Source organism: Rhizobium yanglingense, from assembly GCF_977109285.1.
The window spans coordinates 644,959-660,781 of record NZ_CDSAWY010000004.1; the positions used below are offsets into that span (position 1 = coordinate 644,959).

10 protein-coding genes, 1 other RNA gene and 5 pseudogenes are annotated in these 15,823 nt (G+C 61.3%); 7 read left to right on the forward strand and 9 right to left on the reverse strand.

Annotated features, from left to right (window positions below):
* Positions 1–74: 74 nt before the first annotated feature.
* From ACW4PC_RS08210 to ACW4PC_RS08225, 4 genes and pseudogenes are all read right to left on the reverse strand, one after another.
* Complete coding sequence (locus ACW4PC_RS08210; RefSeq protein WP_022714421.1) at positions 75–260, reverse strand: DUF2065 domain-containing protein; 186 nt, start codon at positions 258–260, stop codon at positions 75–77.
* Positions 261–269: 9 nt separating this feature from the next.
* A pseudogene (hflC, locus tag ACW4PC_RS08215) lies at positions 270–1,205 on the reverse strand (protease modulator HflC).
* Positions 1,206–1,208: 3 nt separating this feature from the next.
* Positions 1,209–2,288, reverse strand: a pseudogene (gene hflK / locus ACW4PC_RS08220) (FtsH protease activity modulator HflK).
* Between the two features lie 149 nt (positions 2,289–2,437).
* Positions 2,438–2,958 (reverse strand): annotated as a pseudogene (locus tag ACW4PC_RS08225) (dihydrofolate reductase).
* Positions 2,959–3,469: 511 nt separating this feature from the next.
* On the opposite strand from ACW4PC_RS08225, the gene ACW4PC_RS08230 reads away from it, so the two are divergent.
* Positions 3,470–3,643, forward strand: a complete 174-nt coding sequence (locus ACW4PC_RS08230; protein ID WP_455873443.1) for a hypothetical protein — start codon at positions 3,470–3,472, stop codon at positions 3,641–3,643.
* Between the two features lie 12 nt (positions 3,644–3,655).
* On the opposite strand, the pseudogene thyA reads toward ACW4PC_RS08230, so the two are convergent.
* A pseudogene (gene thyA / locus ACW4PC_RS08235) lies at positions 3,656–4,567 on the reverse strand (thymidylate synthase).
* Between the two features lie 137 nt (positions 4,568–4,704).
* Here thyA and ssrA point away from each other — a divergent pair.
* From ssrA to ACW4PC_RS08255, 4 genes are all read left to right on the forward strand, one after another.
* Positions 4,705–5,075: a transfer-messenger RNA gene (gene ssrA / locus ACW4PC_RS08240) on the forward strand.
* A 131-nt stretch (positions 5,076–5,206) separates the two neighbouring features.
* Positions 5,207–5,719 carry an SspB family protein gene (locus tag ACW4PC_RS08245; protein ID WP_455873444.1) on the forward strand — a complete coding sequence of 171 codons (513 nt, stop codon included), beginning with the start codon at positions 5,207–5,209 and terminating at the stop codon, positions 5,717–5,719.
* A 64-nt stretch (positions 5,720–5,783) separates the two neighbouring features.
* Positions 5,784–5,978 carry a DUF4169 family protein gene (locus tag ACW4PC_RS08250; protein WP_455873445.1) on the forward strand — a complete coding sequence of 65 codons (195 nt, stop codon included), beginning with the start codon at positions 5,784–5,786 and terminating at the stop codon, positions 5,976–5,978.
* 97 nt (positions 5,979–6,075) lie between these two features.
* Positions 6,076–6,288, forward strand: coding sequence for a ribbon-helix-helix domain-containing protein (locus ACW4PC_RS08255; RefSeq protein ID WP_455873446.1), 213 nt, complete (start codon positions 6,076–6,078; stop codon positions 6,286–6,288).
* 9 nt (positions 6,289–6,297) lie between these two features.
* Here the strand turns inward: ACW4PC_RS08255 and ACW4PC_RS08260 are convergent, their stop codons facing one another.
* From ACW4PC_RS08260 to ACW4PC_RS08270, 3 genes and pseudogenes are all read right to left on the reverse strand, one after another.
* Positions 6,298–10,023, reverse strand: coding sequence for an AsmA family protein (locus ACW4PC_RS08260; protein ID WP_455873642.1), 3,726 nt, complete (start codon positions 10,021–10,023; stop codon positions 6,298–6,300).
* Between the two features lie 89 nt (positions 10,024–10,112).
* A complete protein-coding gene (locus ACW4PC_RS08265) occupies positions 10,113–11,525 on the reverse strand; it encodes an FAD-binding oxidoreductase (protein ID WP_455873447.1) in 1,413 nt (470 codons plus the stop codon).
* Positions 11,526–11,616: 91 nt separating this feature from the next.
* Positions 11,617–12,650: pseudogene (locus ACW4PC_RS08270) on the reverse strand (aldo/keto reductase).
* A gap of 93 nt (positions 12,651–12,743) precedes the next feature.
* Between ACW4PC_RS08270 and ACW4PC_RS08275 the strand changes: the two are divergent.
* Together ACW4PC_RS08275 and ACW4PC_RS08280 are read left to right on the forward strand one after the other, a co-directional pair.
* Entirely contained in the window at positions 12,744–13,646 is a 903-nt protein-coding gene (locus ACW4PC_RS08275) for a LysR family transcriptional regulator (protein WP_455873448.1), read from the forward strand.
* 213 nt (positions 13,647–13,859) lie between these two features.
* Positions 13,860–14,951: an AbrB family transcriptional regulator gene (locus tag ACW4PC_RS08280; RefSeq protein WP_455873449.1), complete on the forward strand. Its 1,092-nt coding sequence runs from the start codon at positions 13,860–13,862 to the stop codon at positions 14,949–14,951.
* Here the strand turns inward: ACW4PC_RS08280 and ACW4PC_RS08285 are convergent.
* A complete protein-coding gene (locus ACW4PC_RS08285) occupies positions 14,911–15,798 on the reverse strand; it encodes an AraC family transcriptional regulator (RefSeq protein WP_455873450.1) in 888 nt (295 codons plus the stop codon). The two genes, ACW4PC_RS08280 and ACW4PC_RS08285, sit on opposite strands and share 41 nt — an antisense overlap.
* Between the last annotated feature and the right edge of the window lie 25 nt (positions 15,799–15,823).

A 15,823-nucleotide genomic window follows, 5' to 3' on the forward strand; every position in this document is an offset into this window, starting at 1 on the left:
CAGTCTGACCATCAACATAGGGCGGAATGATGGAGCGTGAAATCACCTTTTCGCGAAATCCCGTGCAATCTGCGTCAGCGTCTGACGAACCAGACAAGCACGACACCAAGCACGACGGCGCCAAGTCCGAAGATGCGTAGCTGGCGCTCCGGAACCGTTGGAAGCAGCCGGGCCATCTCGACAAGAAAACGAGGGGCCAGTGCGTAGACCAGCCCCTCGATGATGAGAAAGAATGCGATTCCTGTCAGGAAATCCTGCATCCGGATGCGTCAGTTTGATGGGACCGCAGGTGCCGGGGCTTGAGGTGGAGCCGGAGGCGTCGTCCCGTTGGAATTGTCGAAATACCGGAAGAATTCCGTATTCGGCGACAGCACCAGCGTCGTATCCTGGGACGACAGCGCGGAGGAATAGGCCGCCATCGAGCGGTAGAACTCGAAGAACGACGGATCCTTGCCGAAGGATGTCGGCGAAGATGCGGTTGCGCTCGGCATCGCCCTGACCGCGGATGATTTCCGCATCGCGCTGGGCTTCCGCCGTGATCTCGACCACCTGGCGATCGGCGATAGCCCGACGCCGCTGGCCCTCTTCGGTGCCTTGCGCGCGCGGCGGCTCGGCCTCGGCGAGACGCTCGGCCCGCATGCGGCCATAAGTCTGCGGCGCCACCTGCTGAGTAGAGGTCGGTCCGGCGGATACGCACGTCCTGGATATTGATGCCGAGATTTTCGGCGTCGCCATGCAAGTCGTCGCGCACTTCGAGCATCATCGCCACGCGCTCGTCCGAAAGGGCGGCATCAAAGTCGCGCAGACCGTAGACACGGCGGAGCGACAAATCGAGCTGTGTGCGAAGTCGCGCTTCGGCGGCCTCGCGGTCGCCCGATACCGTCTCGCGGAAGCTTGCGCACGTCCTTGATGTCGTAGATCACGAAAGCATCGACGTCGAACGTCGAACCGCCGCGAACCTGGACGCGAATATTGTCAAGGTCGAAGCGCAGCGCCTGCTTCTCGACGATCTGGACGCGATCGGCATCCATGAAGGCGAGAGGCAGCTTGAAGTAGATGCCCGGCTCCGTCTTCACCGACTGGATCTGGCCGAAGCGCACGACGATTGCCTGCTCGCGCGCATTGACCACGAAGACCGAGGAATAAGCGATGACAAGCACAACGGCGAGCAGGATGATGATGACGGGAAGTCTGTTCGATGTCATGGCTCAACCTCCCTGCTGTGCCGGTTTGCCGATCTCGTTGAGCAGCAGATAGGGAACGATCCCCTGCTTCTCATCGATCACGACCTTCTTGGAATTCTTCAGCACCTGTTCCATCGTCTCGAGAAACAGGCGCTTGCGGGTCACTTCGGGAGCCTTCGAGATCTTCTTCGTTGATGGCAGTGAATCGCTGCGCCTTCACCGTCCGCTTCCTTGACGACACGGTCCTTGTAGGCAGCCGCTGCTTCGCCGAATCTGGGCCGCGTCGCCTCGTGCCTGGCCGAGCTTCTGGTTGGCATACTGGTTCGCTTCTTCGACGAGGCGTTGCTTGTCCTGTTCGGCGCGCTGCACCTCTTCGAAGGCATCGGCGACATCGCGCGGCGGCGCCACGTCCTGAATGGTGACCGCGGTTACCGCCATGCCCGCATTGAACGGTCCATCGTGCCCTGCACGATGGCGGCAACCTCCGTTTCGATCGGCTGGCGGTTGTTGCGGAAGGCATCCTGCGCCGGGCGCCGGCCAATGATTTCGCGCATGGCGCTTTCAGCCACCTGCTGCAGCGTTTCGGCCGGGTTTTCGACGTTGAAGAGATAGGCCTTGGGATCGATCACGGTGAAGAAGACCGAGAACTCGACGTTCAGGATGTTCTGGTCGCCCGACAGCATGAGACCTGTCGAAGACGAGGCCGACGTCGAGCCGATATTCTGCTGCTGCACCGTCACCTTGACGATCTCGACGGTTTCCATCGGCCAGAAGTGGAAATGCAGCCCCGGCGTCGAAATCTCTTCCTTCGGCTGGCCAAAGCGAAGCTCGACACCACGCTCGTCCGGCTGGACGATGTAGATGCATTGGAAAAGCCAGAAGACGACGAGAACCGCCGGCAATAATCACTGCCACGCCGCCGTTGAAACCGCCGGGTACGATGTTGCGGAGCTGATCCTGGCCGCGCCGGATGATATCTTCCAGATCGGGCGGCCCGCCCCGGCCGCCGCGCGGGCGGTTCGGCCCCTGCCCCCATGGTCCCTGATTATTACCGCCGCCGCCGCCCCATGGGCCGCCGCCGCCATTCTGATTGCTCCAGGGCATCAAAACCTCGTTGTTCGTTAAACTCCCAATCGCATCGTGCCCGCGGGGGCGGCAGGCTTTAAGCGATTGTGACCGTTATAGGTATCGCCGCAGCTGCTTTCAACGCGGCATGAAGAACTTGGTGATATTTATTGATAAATATTTCGTTTTCAGGCGCTGCGGCGCTCATAGACGACGAAGCGCGTCGGATAATTGTCCTTTTCCCCTGCCGGCACATCGATTTCTTCAATTACCATCCAGGCGGCAGGGTCGATCGAAGGGAAGGATGTGTCGCCCGCAACATGGGTTTGCACATGCGTGACGCACATCCGGTCTGCAAGCGCCATTGCCTGCGCATAGATTTCTCCGCCGCCGGCGATGATGATCTCGGTCTGGTCAGTCTCGCGCGCCAGCCTTTCGGCAATCCCGATCGCCTCGGGAAAAGAACGCGCCATTGTCACTTCCGATTGCTCGATCGTCGCGTGCCGGGAAATCACCGACATGCGGGCGCCCGGGCAGCGGCTTGCCAAAACTCTCATATGTCTTGCGCCCGACCACGTAGCGGCTTGCCGAGCGTCATTGCCTTGAAGCGCTTGAGATCGGTCGAAAGCCGCCAGGGCATATCGCCGTCGCGTCCAATGACGCCATTCTCGGCCACGGCAACGACGATGGTCTTTCTGATGTCGGACATGAACTTCCTGAGGTTGAAGTGACGGCTTGGCCCCGCCGGATCTACCGTCGGGCGGGCCAACAAGCAAGTGACGCTCGATAAAATCCCCACGCCTGCGGGCATGTCCGAATGCGAGATATCGCAACGCAGCATAAGCAATTCGTAAACCACGCCGCACGTTTCAATTTTACTCCAGAAAATGCTACGTTAAGTTGAGTTTTATGGGAAACAGATCCGCGCAGAACAATCGGCCGAGCCGCATCGACCTCGTCATCGTCGCCATGGCGGCGGGGCTTTTCGCGTGGGTTGTCACAGGCGGCAAGGCCGGTTCTCCGGTAACGACAGGCCTGGGCACGGCATTCGCCTGGCATTTTATGGGCTTTCCGATCATCCCCGTGAAACGCAAGGAACGCACGCTCGGTCGGTTCGGAAAGCGTCTGTTAAACGGCTGTCGGCCTAATCCGGAAAGATGACGGAAGGCTGATGTGAATGATGAATGCGATGCCTCGATTTGACGTGATTCTGCGACCCGATGAATCAATGGATCGTTTGGGACCACGTCGCGGAGTCGCCTGCGTCGTTCGGCGGACAGATCCTCGACGGGTTGGACGAGCAGGAGGCAAGCCGGCTCGCGGACGTCATGAACGAGCTTCACGCAAGTCAGCAAGCACTTGCCGATCGCAACGGCAAGCGCTCGGTCCGCTAGGACAATCGTCCGTCAGACGGCGACCGGGGCATCAATCCGATCGTGCGACTGATATCCTACGACCTCGAAATCGTCGATCCGATAACCGTCGATCCCGTCGGGCTCGCGCGTCAGCACCAGCTTGGGAAAGGGCATGGGCTTGCGCGCAAGCTGCTCTTCGGCCTGATCGAGGTGGTTCAGGTAGAGATGCGTATCGCCTCCGACCCAGATGAGTTCACCCCGATCCATTTGCACCTGCTGGGCGACCATCGCAAGCAATGCTGCCTGCTGGCATATATTGAACGGCGCGCCGAGGAAGATCTCGCAGGAGCGCTGGTTGACGAGCATGGAAAGCTGCGGCCGACCGCTGCCGCGCTGCAGTCCGGAAACGTGAAACTGATAGGTCATATGGCACGGCGGAAGCGCCATCTGATCCATCTCGCCCACATTCCAGGCGTGGAACAGCATGCGCCGGCTCGTCGGATTGGTCTTGAGGCTATGGATGATGCCTGATCTGATCGGCTCACCCCGTTCCGGTCAAGCCACCGCCTCCACTGCTTGCCGTAGACCGGTCCGAGATCGCCCCATTTCGCCGCGAAAGCGTCGTCTTCGAGAACGCGCTTTTCGAGCACGCTGGGATATCTCCTCGCCCGTCGCCTTGCGGTACGCAGCAAGCGGCCAGTCCGTCCATATCTTGACGTTTTCCTTGAGCAGCGACTGGATGTTCGTCTGCCCGGTCAGAAACCAGAGCATCTCCTTCACCGCCGTCTTCCAGAAGACCTTCTTGGTCGTAAACGCCGGGAAGCTGCCGTCCGAAAGATCGAAGCGCATCATCGCGCCGAACGTCGAAAGCGTGCCCTCGCCGGTGCGATCCATCCGCCGATCGCCCTTCTCCAGCAGATGGGACATGATGTCTAGATATTGATGTTCAGGATGACGCAGCATCCGTGTCTCCCCGTGTGCGATCACATGGTCGCGGCCGATTCCGTTCGCCCAATTTAGGCGTTTCTGCCGCTGAAACCAACCGTGCGGAGGCTTATCCCGGCAATTCTCATGCTGCCTGCAACGGTTTTGTGACGTATCCCCTTTCCATGCGCTTCGGAAAACACTATATCAGCCTTGCCGGTTTTCGGACCGGCTATGGCGATAAATGAGCGGTGTAATAAACCTATTGGACCCGGGGGCGGTACCCGGCGCCTCCACCAAAAACAGCCGGTTCACGAGGCTGGCTTTTGATGGGGGCGAAACAGGATCGACAAGGGTGTAAAGATCGACTTTTTGCTCGGCATTGATACCGCCGTTATCGGGTCACAAGTGTAGTTGCAAACGACAACAACGCTAAGGAATATGCGTCTCGCTGCCTAATCGGCGGTGCGGGAATTCCGCTCTAAGCCCTTTTGGTTAGCACCTCTAAGGCGGGGTCCGAAGGCACCTGGCAACAGAAGCCTTCACCTTCTCCCTGCCGCCCAAATCATGTATGCTGTTTGTGAAGCTGACTCGGACGCTTAGCCTTTCCCAAGGCGCGCCGGACATGGCATATACCCTTGTGAAAAGACTTCCGAACCAAAGAAAGACAGGAAAAGTATGGGGCAGGACCACATCCGCTACGACATTCTGGCACAGGACGCGCTGCGTGGCGTGATCCGCAAGGTCTTGTCCGAAGTCGCAACGACGGGCCGCTTGCCCGGCGACCATCATTTCTTCATTACGTTTCTGACCGGTGCACCCGGCGTCCGCATCTCGCAGCATCTGAAATCCAAGTATCCGGAGCAGATGACCATCGTGATCCAGCACCAGTTCTGGGATCTGAAGATCACCGAATCGCTGTTCGAGATCGGCCTTTCCTTCTCCGACGTGCCCGAAAAGCTGGTCATCCCCTTCAATGCCATCCGTGGCTTCTATGACCCTTCGGTCAATTTCGAACTTGAATTCGACGTGCCGCTGGCAGACGGCGAGGAAGTTCCCGCGGCCGAAATCACCGCCTATCCGGTCGCACCCGAAAAAGGCGAGGAAGTCCCCGCGGCAAAACCCGCAGAGGGTGACGAGAAGAAGCCGGGATCCGTCGTGTCGCTCGACGCCTTCCGCAAGAAGCAGTAAAGACCAAGGGAAGCAGACGCTTCCCTTTTTCATGTGCCCTTTTCCAGCCGGACGGAGGCAAGCCATGAGCGCAGAAATCGTTAATCTCCGCCAGTTCAAGAAGAAGCAGGCCCGTTCCGAAAAGGACAAACAGGCCGAGCAGAATCGTATCCGTTTCGGCCGCACCAAGACCGAGAAGCAGCTGACCAAAGCGCTGAACGAGAAGGCCGAAAAAGCACACCGACAGGGCCGGATCGAAAAGGACGAAGGCGGCGAATGACGGCGCAGACGGGCCGAAAAGAATTCGCAGTCAATCGCTTGGCGGTATTTCCTCCCTCAATCTGTCAACTCCGCGAAAACGGCCTGCGGAAAGCACGATGATCCGCAAGCATTCCGCCAGCCTGCATGGACACCGCACCAGCTTCTCGCTGGAAGACGAATTCTGGGCCGAGCTGAAAGCGATCGCCACAGCCCGCACCATTCCGCTTGCGGCCCTCATATCCGAAATCGACGACCGGAGAGAGCCGGAAAGCAACCTCTCCTCCGCGCTGCGGATCCATGTCTTGAGCTGGTTGAAAAACCGCAGCTAGAGAGAGCCTTTACTGCGGCAACGGCACGCCCGGCAAGGCATCGAAATTCAGCCGGTTGCCGGTTATCGGTGGCGGCTGGTTGAGCTGCTGCGCGCGGCGCGCCGCCTCCTCAGCAGCGGCGTTCGCCTCGGCCTCCGCCTTCGCCTTTGCTTCAGCCTCCGCTTTGGCCTTCGCCTCCGCCTCGGCCTTTTGCCGCGCAGCTTCCGCGGCAAGCGCGCGCAGGCGCTCCTCTTCGGCCCTGCGCTGCGCCTCGATCGCCGCGGCTCTTGCGCGTTCCGCATCGTTGTACTTGTAAAGCGCCACCTCGCGCCGCAGCCGCTGCTTTTCCAGGACGTTCGACTGTAGCCGCTCGACACGCCGGCGTTCGCGTTCGAATGCACGAAGCGACAGATATCCGGCAAGATCGGTTACGTCCATCGTCCGGCCGGGCGATGCGAGCAATCCGGAATAGTTGAGCCGCAGCGCGGGCTCCGCGCCTGCAAGCGCTTCCTCGCCCGGATTGAGAGTGATGTTCAGCGATGCGTTGATGCGCTCCTGCGGCAGGCTGAGTTGCGCATTGCCGGTGACCTTGGCGAGTTCGTTGGCAACGGTGACGTTCTGCACGCGGAGCACGCCGTCGGTGATGTTGAACGGAATGCCCGTCGGCGGAAGTTTCGCCTCTCCATTGTTGAGCAGCGTTTCGACGATCGGATGTATCTTTCCGGCATTGAGCTGGTCCTGCATCGGATCCGTTGCAGAAAGTAGCGGCGGCAGGATCGCAAGGTTCAGCCCGCGCACGGTGGTCTCGCCAAGCCGCAGCTCGCCGGAGCCCGTGAGCGAGCTCACTAGGTCCGTCATCGTCTTACCGGAAGCTTCCATACCGAGAGAAAGCCCGAACTTGCCGTTCGCAACCGGCGCGCCGTCGCGCGGCCAGACGACGCCGGCGAGATCGGAATCGGAAAGCGAAAGCTTCGTTTGGAAGAAGCCGGTGCCCTCGGCATTGGTGAAAAGCAGGTTGCCGGAAAGCTTGCCGCCGTCCCAGCCGCCCTTCATGTCGTTGAGCTGCAGTTCGTCGCCCTTGTAGACAGCGTTGGTGGTGAAACCGGTTACGGCTGCCGACCATCCCGGCCAGAACTCCTTGGCCGAAAACTTCAGGTTGACATCCATATCCTTGAACACCGGCTGCCCAAGTACTGCGGTCGAGAACTTGCCCGTCGCAGCATCTGTCATCGGGCCATAGACGGCCTCGCCCAGCCAGGTCGCATCGGCGCGGTCAAGCGCAAGTTCGCCACTCGCTGTCGTCCTGTCTGTCTTGCGATTGACCGTCAGCGCACCCGAAAACTGATTTTCCGCGGCGTGACCCTTGAGGTCGGAGAAGACGACCTTGTCGCCATCGATGGTTGCCGTTGTTTGCAGCCCGAAAGGCAGCCCGGTTCCCAACTGCGGCAGCGCGATGCCGTTCATCACGAGATACGGATCGAGATCGGCGCTCTCGAGCGAGACGCCGATCTGGCCGTTCATGAAATTCCCGGGACGGACATCGACCTTGCCATTCGCAGTAAAAGACGTCCGGTCTGTCGCAAAGGTCAGCGATGCATCGGCCGGATCGGTACCGCTTGCCTGGACTTTCAGGGCGAGCCGGCCGTTGGCATCAGCTTCGACCGGAAGCGGATCGAGGCCCGCCTGCCCGAACAGGATCGAAGTCGTTCTGTTTTCAAGCGTCGCCTCCAGATTGGTCGTGCCCTTGCCCGTCAGCGCCAACAGATCCGACATGCGGTAGTCGAGGTTCACGCGGCTTCCGTTGGAAACGCCGGCAAGCGTCAGCGCAAGCCCGTCGCCCTCGTCGCCGCCAAGCGTCAGCGCACCGCGCAGCGCCGTGTTGGTGTACCAGGCGGCATTGCGCACCAGCCGGTCCATCACCGGATGCTGCGGCAGATGCTCCTTCAGCATCGTGAAGAAAGGTCCCGGATCGGCGGACTTCAAGGTGATCTCCCCCGAGCCCTTGTAATCGAGCAAGGAGCCTTCGGCGCGGCCGGTGGCGGTGATTTCGGCGCCCGCCAGATTTTTGGCGACCAGCTTGTCGACGGCAAGCGCCCCCTCAGCGATCGTAAAGCTCGTCTCGACATTCTCTGCCTCGACGCCGAAGGCGCTGAACTTATCCGCCTTCAGCTGTGCCGTAATCTTGTGGTCGAGCACATTTTCGCCTGCGTCCTGCCCCGTGAACAGACCCGTCAGCGCCCTCAGCGCATCGAGGTCGATCGCATCGCCGGCAAGGTCGACGTTCAGCAGGGGCGGCTGGTTCTCCAGCGCCTGCCGTTCCAGCTTGCCCTTCAGCGTAGCGGGGCCGATGGCAATCTCCAGATTGTTGAAGCGCTGCTGCTGATGCGTCAGGCTGACATCGGCGGAAAAGCCCGCCTGCTTCAATTGACGGATCGCGGGGTCGACCGAACCCGCGAGCCAGGAGGCAAGCCCCGAGGGCTGATTGGAGGCAACGGTAATCTGCCCGTTGAAGGAAGGGTCGCCCCTTAGCGTCAGCTGGCCCTGGCCCTCCACCTGGGTGCGCCCGGGCAGCGTCCCCACGGCATTGTCGATCGTCCAGCCGTTGCCGGCCGGCTGCAGATCGAGCTGCACGTCGCGGATGGTCGTGTCCCCGGCAACGATCGCCGGCAGCTTGACGCTCGCCTTGCCCTGCACCTGCGGCACGGGAATCTGGGCGATGATGCTGATCAGTGAATTGAGCCGCTGCCGGGCGGACAAGCCGGGATCGCGCGCGGTCTTGCCGCCTGCGCCCTGATTGCCGATCCTGTTCACATCGATCTGCTGGCCGTCGGCGATCAGCAGGAACTCGGGCGCGTTGCCGGTATCGAGGGTCGCCTCGCCGGTGATCACATAGGGATCGTCCACTGAGCCGATTTCCATCCGGTACTCGGAAAGCCGGATGCGCTCGTTGGTCAGTTCGAAGCGGCCCTTGAGGCGCGGCGGCAGTGCATTCTTGTCGTCGGATTTGGCCGCGCCGCGGTTCTCGACCGCAGCCGACATGAGGCCCTGATAATTCGGCTTTCTGTCGGCCAGCTTCAGCTGACCATCGAGATCGATTTTGACCGGATGCTGATCGGGTATCAGCTGCGTCCTGACCTGCAGCGCGCCGGTTTCGTCGGGCTGTCCGCTGGAAATCAAAAAGCTGCCATGCTCGCCGTCGAGCGCCGCATCGCCTTCGATCCGCCAGGGGCCTGCCAGCGACCGGGCGGACATTTCCGCGTTCAACCCCGTAATGGTGCGGGCGCGGCCCGACTGATCGTCGATGAACTGCACGTCGCCGCCGGTGACATGCACACTTTCCAAAACGACGGTCTTTGCAGGAATCTCCGGCCGGCTGCCGCGCATCCAATCGAGCGTGCCGTCCTTCAACAGGCGGAGACGCAGCTTCGGATTGACGACGCGCATATCGAAAATCAGCGCCTCGCCGGAAAGGAAAGGCGCAAGTTCGGCATCCATGGCGAATTGCTCGATCTGCACGATCGGCTGGCCGCTGGATTCCTGCCCGACACGCACGTCATGCAGTGTTACCGATGGAAAAGGCAAAAGGCGCGCATCGACCGTGCCATGCACCGTCACCTTCTTGCCGATGATGCGGCTTGCCTGATCTTCGAAATTCCTGCGAAAGTCAGTCCAGTCGATGAAAAGCGGCGCGAGCAGTGCCACGAAGAGCACTACGACGATCACTCCCCCCAAAAAGACGAGGAACCGGCCCATCAAATCAAGCATTCTCCATTCGGGATTCCGTTGCCGACACTACCGTCATTCATGCCGGGAGCAAAGCCGAAGATCATGAGATTGTTCCGTTTTCAGACAAGATGAAAAATCTTGCCCGGATTGAAGATGTTGTCAGGATCGAGCGCCTGCTTGACCTGCCGCATAAGATCGACGGCGCCGCCGAGTTCCTGCTCGAGAAACGCCATCTTCCCCTGTCCTATCCCATGCTCTCCGGTGCATGTTCCATCCATCGCGAGAGCCCGCTGGTTGAGCCGCACCACGAAATCCTCCGCAACCGCGACACCTTCCGCCGTCTTGTCGTCGAACAGGAGGAGCACGTGAAAATTGCCATCTCCTGCATGGCCGACAATCGGCGCCAGCAGACCATGTTCCTGGATGTCGGCCTGCGTCTCGGCAACGCAATCGGCAAGCTGTGATATCGGAACACAAACATCGGTCGAAAGTGCGGCAAGCCCGGGCGCCAGCGCGCGGCAGGCCCAATAAGCATCGTGCCGTGCCTTCCAGAGCTTGTTGCGTTCCTCGGCGTTTGCCGTCCAAAGGAATTCGCCGCCACCGCATTCGGCCGCGATCTCGGCAAACTGCGCCGATTGAAGCTCGACGGCCCCGTCGCTTCCGTGGAATTCTAGGAAGAGCGTCGGGCTCTCGGCGTAAGTCAGACGCGAATAGGCGTTACACGCCCGCATCTGCACGTCGTCGAGCAATTCGATGCGCGCGACCGGAATGCCCATCTGGATTGTCATGATGACCGCGTCGCAGGCGGCTTTGATTGTCGGGAAGGAGCAAGCCCCGCCTGCGATCTTCTGGGGAATTCCCTGCAGCCGCAGCGTCACCGAGGTCAAAATCCCGAGCGTGCCTTCGGCGCCGACGAAAAGGCGAGTCAGGTCGTAACCCGCCGAGGATTTGCGCGCCCGGCGCGCGGTGCGGATTTCCTTGCCATTGGCCGTCACGGCCGTAACCGAGAGCACATTGTCCTTCATCGTGCCATAGCGCACGGCGTTGGTTCCGGACGCCCGCGTCGAAGCCATGCCGCCGATCGAGGCATTCGCGCCGGGGTCGATGGGAAAAAAGAGGCCGGTATCGCGGAGATAAACGTTAAGTTCCTCGCGCGTGATGCCTGGCTCGACGGTACAATCGAGGTCTTCGGCATTCACTTCGAGAACCCGGTTCATCCGGCTGAAATCGATCGAAACCCCGCCATTCGGGGCATTCACCTGCCCCTCCAGCGAAGAACCGGTGCCAAAGCCGATCACCGGCACCTTGTGTTCGGCACAGACCTTGACGGCGGCCTTCACGTCATCGGCCGTCTCGGCAAACAGCACACCGTCGGGCAACTGCGCCGGAATGTAGGTGGTCGTATGTGCATGCTGGGCGCGGAAGGATTCGCCGGTCTGGAAGCGCTCGCCGAAGCGCTGCTTCAAGATGCCGACGACCGCGAAAATGCCCTCCTCGTTGCGTTTTCCAGCCTTTGCATCGCTGAGCGCCATCCTGTTGATCTCCCATACTATCCGCCGTCACGGGAAGGTTGGTATGGGACGACGGATGGCGCCTGTCCAGTCAAGAGTCTCGTGAGATGGCTCAAACGAGCGGTGGATTGAGCCGCGCGAAGCCTTCCTGCCGTCTGTATGGGAAATACGGATAAGGCGCCGACACCGCGCTGACCTTTTCGAGCCTTTCGACCTGCTCCTTCGTCAGCGACCAGCCGACAGCACCGAGGTTCTGGCGCAGCTGCTCCTCGTTGCGCGCCCCGATGATGACACTGGACACGGTTGGCCGGGCGGTCAGCCAGTTGATGGCGATCTGCGGCACCGTCTTGCCCGTCTCCGCGGCAATCTCCTCGAGAATGTCGACAATGTTGAAGAGCATTTCGTCATCGACCGGCGGGCCGTATTCCGCCGTCTGGTGCAGCCGGCTTCCTTCCGGTAGCGGCTGGCCGCGGCGGATCCGGCCGGTCAGCCTGCCCCAGGCAAGCGGGCTCCAGACAAGCGCACCCACGCCTTGGTCGGCACCGAGTGGCATCAGCTCCCATTCGTAGTCCCGGCCCGCCAGCGAATAATAGACCTGATGGGCCACGTACCGCGCGTAGCCATGCCGCTGCGAGACGGCGAGCGATTTCATCAGCTCCCAGCCGGCGAAATTCGACGCGCCGATATAGCGCAGCTTGCCGGCAGCAACGAGTCGATCGAGCGTCGAAAGCATCTCCTCGACCGGCGTCGAGGCATCAAAGGCATGCAGTTGCAGCAAATCGATATAGTCTGTGCCGAGGCGGCGAAGCGCATCATCGACGGATTTGATTAGCCGCAAGCGCGAAGCTCCCCAATCTGCCGGCCCGTCCCCATCGGCAAGGCCATCTTCGTGGAGATGAGCACGGCGTCGCGCTTGCCGCCGATCGCCTGCCCCAGAACCTCCTCCGATGCGCCCGCCGAATAGACATCGGCGGTATCGAAGAGATTGACGCCTGCCTCGAGGCAGATATCGACCAGACGCCGCGCCTGCGCCGCGTCGGTATTGCCCCATGCGCCGAACAATGGGCCGCTGCCGCCGAAGGTGCCCGCGCCGAAACTCAAGACCGGCACCCTGAGGCCGGATGCACCGAGATTTCTGTATTCCATGGACTGTCTCCTGTTGTCTTGAGGAGAGATAGACACTCACTAAGGCGCGATATAGATTGCCAGCGAGAAAGTCATTTGTGATTTGAATTCATCATGAGCCGTCAGGACATCAATCGCGCCGGCGAAATGGACGTCTTCGTGCGCGCCGTCGAGCTTGGCGGCTTTACCGCTGCGGCAACCGCCTGCCGGATGACCCCGTCGGCCGTCAGCAAGCTCATCGCCCGCCTCGAAGCCCGGCTTGGCACACGTCTCATCAACCGCTCGACGCGGCGCCTGCAACTCACGCCGGAGGGTTGCGCATTCTACGAAAGGAGCGTCTCCATCCTTGCCGATATCGCCGAGGCCGAGCGCTATGCCTCAGCCGGCGAACAGGCGGCCGGGCCGATCCGTATCAATACCAGCGCGTCCTTCGGCAATCATGTGCTCGCGCCCCTCCTATCATCCTTCATGGCGCTTCATCCCGCCGTGACGCTCGACATTTCCTACACGGACAAGGTCGTCGATCTCATGGAGGAGCGCGCCGACGTCGCAATCCGCGCCGGACCGCTGAAGAATTCCAGCCTGATCGCCCGCAAGCTCGGTGCAGCCCGCAAGTTCATCGTGGCCTCGCCGGACTACCTTCGCCGCCATGGCGAACCAAAGTCGATCGCCGATCTCCAACAGCACTGCCGCATCGGCTTTTCCTATTCCCGCGCCATCGGCGGCTGGCCGCTACTTGATCAAGACGACACGGTGCTTGTGCCGGTGACGCCGGGCATTCAGGTCGGCGACGGCGAAGGGATGCGCCACCTGGCACTTTCCGGCGCCGGCCTCGCGCGCCTTGCCGTCTTCACTGTCGGCGCCGATATCGCCGCAGGAAGACTGGTATCTGTCCTTGAAGACCTGAACCCCGGCGACCTTGAGGAATTCTATGCCGTCTATATCGGCCAAGGCGGTCCGCTGCCCGCCCGCGTCCGCGCACTGCTCGATTTTCTCGCAGCCAACGTTCGTCTCTAGCCCGGGCCTTGCGCCTGGCGCAACGCTGCTATTCGACTGGCGCGCGCCAGGCGGAATTTTCGCCAAGGTGGCTATATTTCGCAATTGCGGCCAGCTTAACCTGCCCATATACCGGCGATAGATTTCCGGCTGGTCCCGCCGGTCCATATGTTGCTACCGATGAATTTCCATGCCGTTCACCGCGGCCCATCGGTCGGAAAAGACAGGCGTTCGATGCCGTTCAAAGCCGCAAGCCGAGCCATACGAGAAGCCAGCCTTGCGAGATGGGTTCTGCTGCTTAGCCTCTCCACCTCTCTCGTTGTCGTTCTTGAACTTTTCGCCCTTCCGGCATCGCTGCTCGTTGGGCCGATGATCGCGGCGATCTTTCTCGCCCTGGTGATCGGCAAGGGCCAGATGCGCGTACCCTACTGGCCCTTGCAATTCGGGCAGGCTCTGGTCGGCCTGATGATGGCGCGCGCCATCACGCCGGACATTCTCGCAACGATGGCCAAGGATGCGCCGCTCTTCTTGCTGGTCATCGTCTCGGTAATTGCCATCGCAGGCGTGCTCGGCTATCTCCTGACCCGGCTGCAGGTGCTGCCTGGCACCACCGCCGTCTGGGGCTCCTCCCCCGGCGGCGCCTCGGCCATGGTCATCATGTCGGAGGCTTATGGCGCCGATGCCCGCCTTGTCGCCTTCATGCAGTATCTGCGCGTCGTCTTCGTCTGCGTAGCCGCTTCCGGCGTCTCGCGCCTCTGGGTCACCGCCGACGGCGGGCTGCCACCGCTTATTCTCTTCCCGCCGATCGACTGGCCGGCATTTGCCGCGACTGTGCTGCTTGCCTGCTGTTGCGTCTATGCCGCCTTCCGTTTCCGCGTCCAGGGCGGCACCATCATCCTGCCGCTTCTCGCGGGCTCTCTGTTGCAGGGTTTCGACCTCCTGACGATCGAGCTGCCGATGTGGCTGCTCGCGATCAGCTATGCCCTGATCGGCTGGAGCATCGGACTGCGCTTCACCCGTTCGATCCTGAAGCATGCCGCCCGCGCTCTGCCACGCGTCTCCGCCTCCATCCTGCTTTTGATGTCGATCTGCGGGCTGATGGCCGTGGCCCTGCACAAATTCGCGGGCATCGATCCGCTGACAGCCTATCTCGCGACCAGCCCTGGCGGTGCGGATTCGGTTGCCATCATCGCCGCCTCTAGCGATGTCGACTTGCCCTTCGTCATGGCGATGCAGGTGGGGCGGTTTGTGGTGATCCTGTTTACCGGGCCGATGCTCGCGCGCTTCATCGCGCGGAAAAGCGGCCTGGCCGAGAACCCCGCCTGAGCGCGGCCCATTGGCCGGGCGTCATGCCGTAGGCTTTCTTGAAATGCCGGTTCAGGTGGCTCTGATCCGCAAAGCCGGTGGCAAAGGCGACGTCCGACAGCTCGCTGCCCTCGCCGATCATCGCCCGCGCCTGCTGCAACCGCCGCATCAGAAGGTAGCGATGCGGACTGGTCGCGAATGCAGCCCGGAAATGCCGCGACAATGCAAAGCGGTCGAGTCCTGTTACCGATTCAAGCTCGTCGGAACGCACCGTTCGCGTCGCATGTGCTTCAAGGTAGTCGCGGGCGCAACGGGCCTGATTCCACGCTATAGTGGCGGGCAGCCTGCGCAATGCCTTCGCGTGCCTTACAAGCCCGTCGGCTATGCGCATCAGGAAATCGTCGACGAAGAGCTCGTCGAGCCCTCCATCGAGATCAGTCAGTGCGCCAAGCAGGACGCCGGCAAGAACCGCATCGCTGACGACAGGCTGGTCGACAAAAGGCAGCCCGAGTTTCTCGACTTCCAGGCTTTCGGCAAGCAGCGCGGGTTCCAGGTAGACAATACGGTATTGCAGCCCGTCGATGGTGCCCGCCCCGCCGTCATGCACCTCGTCTGGATGCAGCACGATCACCTGACCGGGCATGCTGAAGCGCCTTTCGCCGCGATACGAGAAGGTCTGCACACCCTTCAGCGTCACACCGAGCCCATAGGTGTCGTGCCGGTGCGGCTCGAAGGCATTTCCGCTGAATTTCGCCTCGATGCGCTCGATCCCGGGAAAGGCTGGCGCTGCCACAATGCCGTCGCCACCCTGCGGCACGCACAAACGTTCAAGACCTTCGAAAACCTGCGGCGTTACATCCTGGCTCAACGCGACCTCGAAACCGCATGAAAGA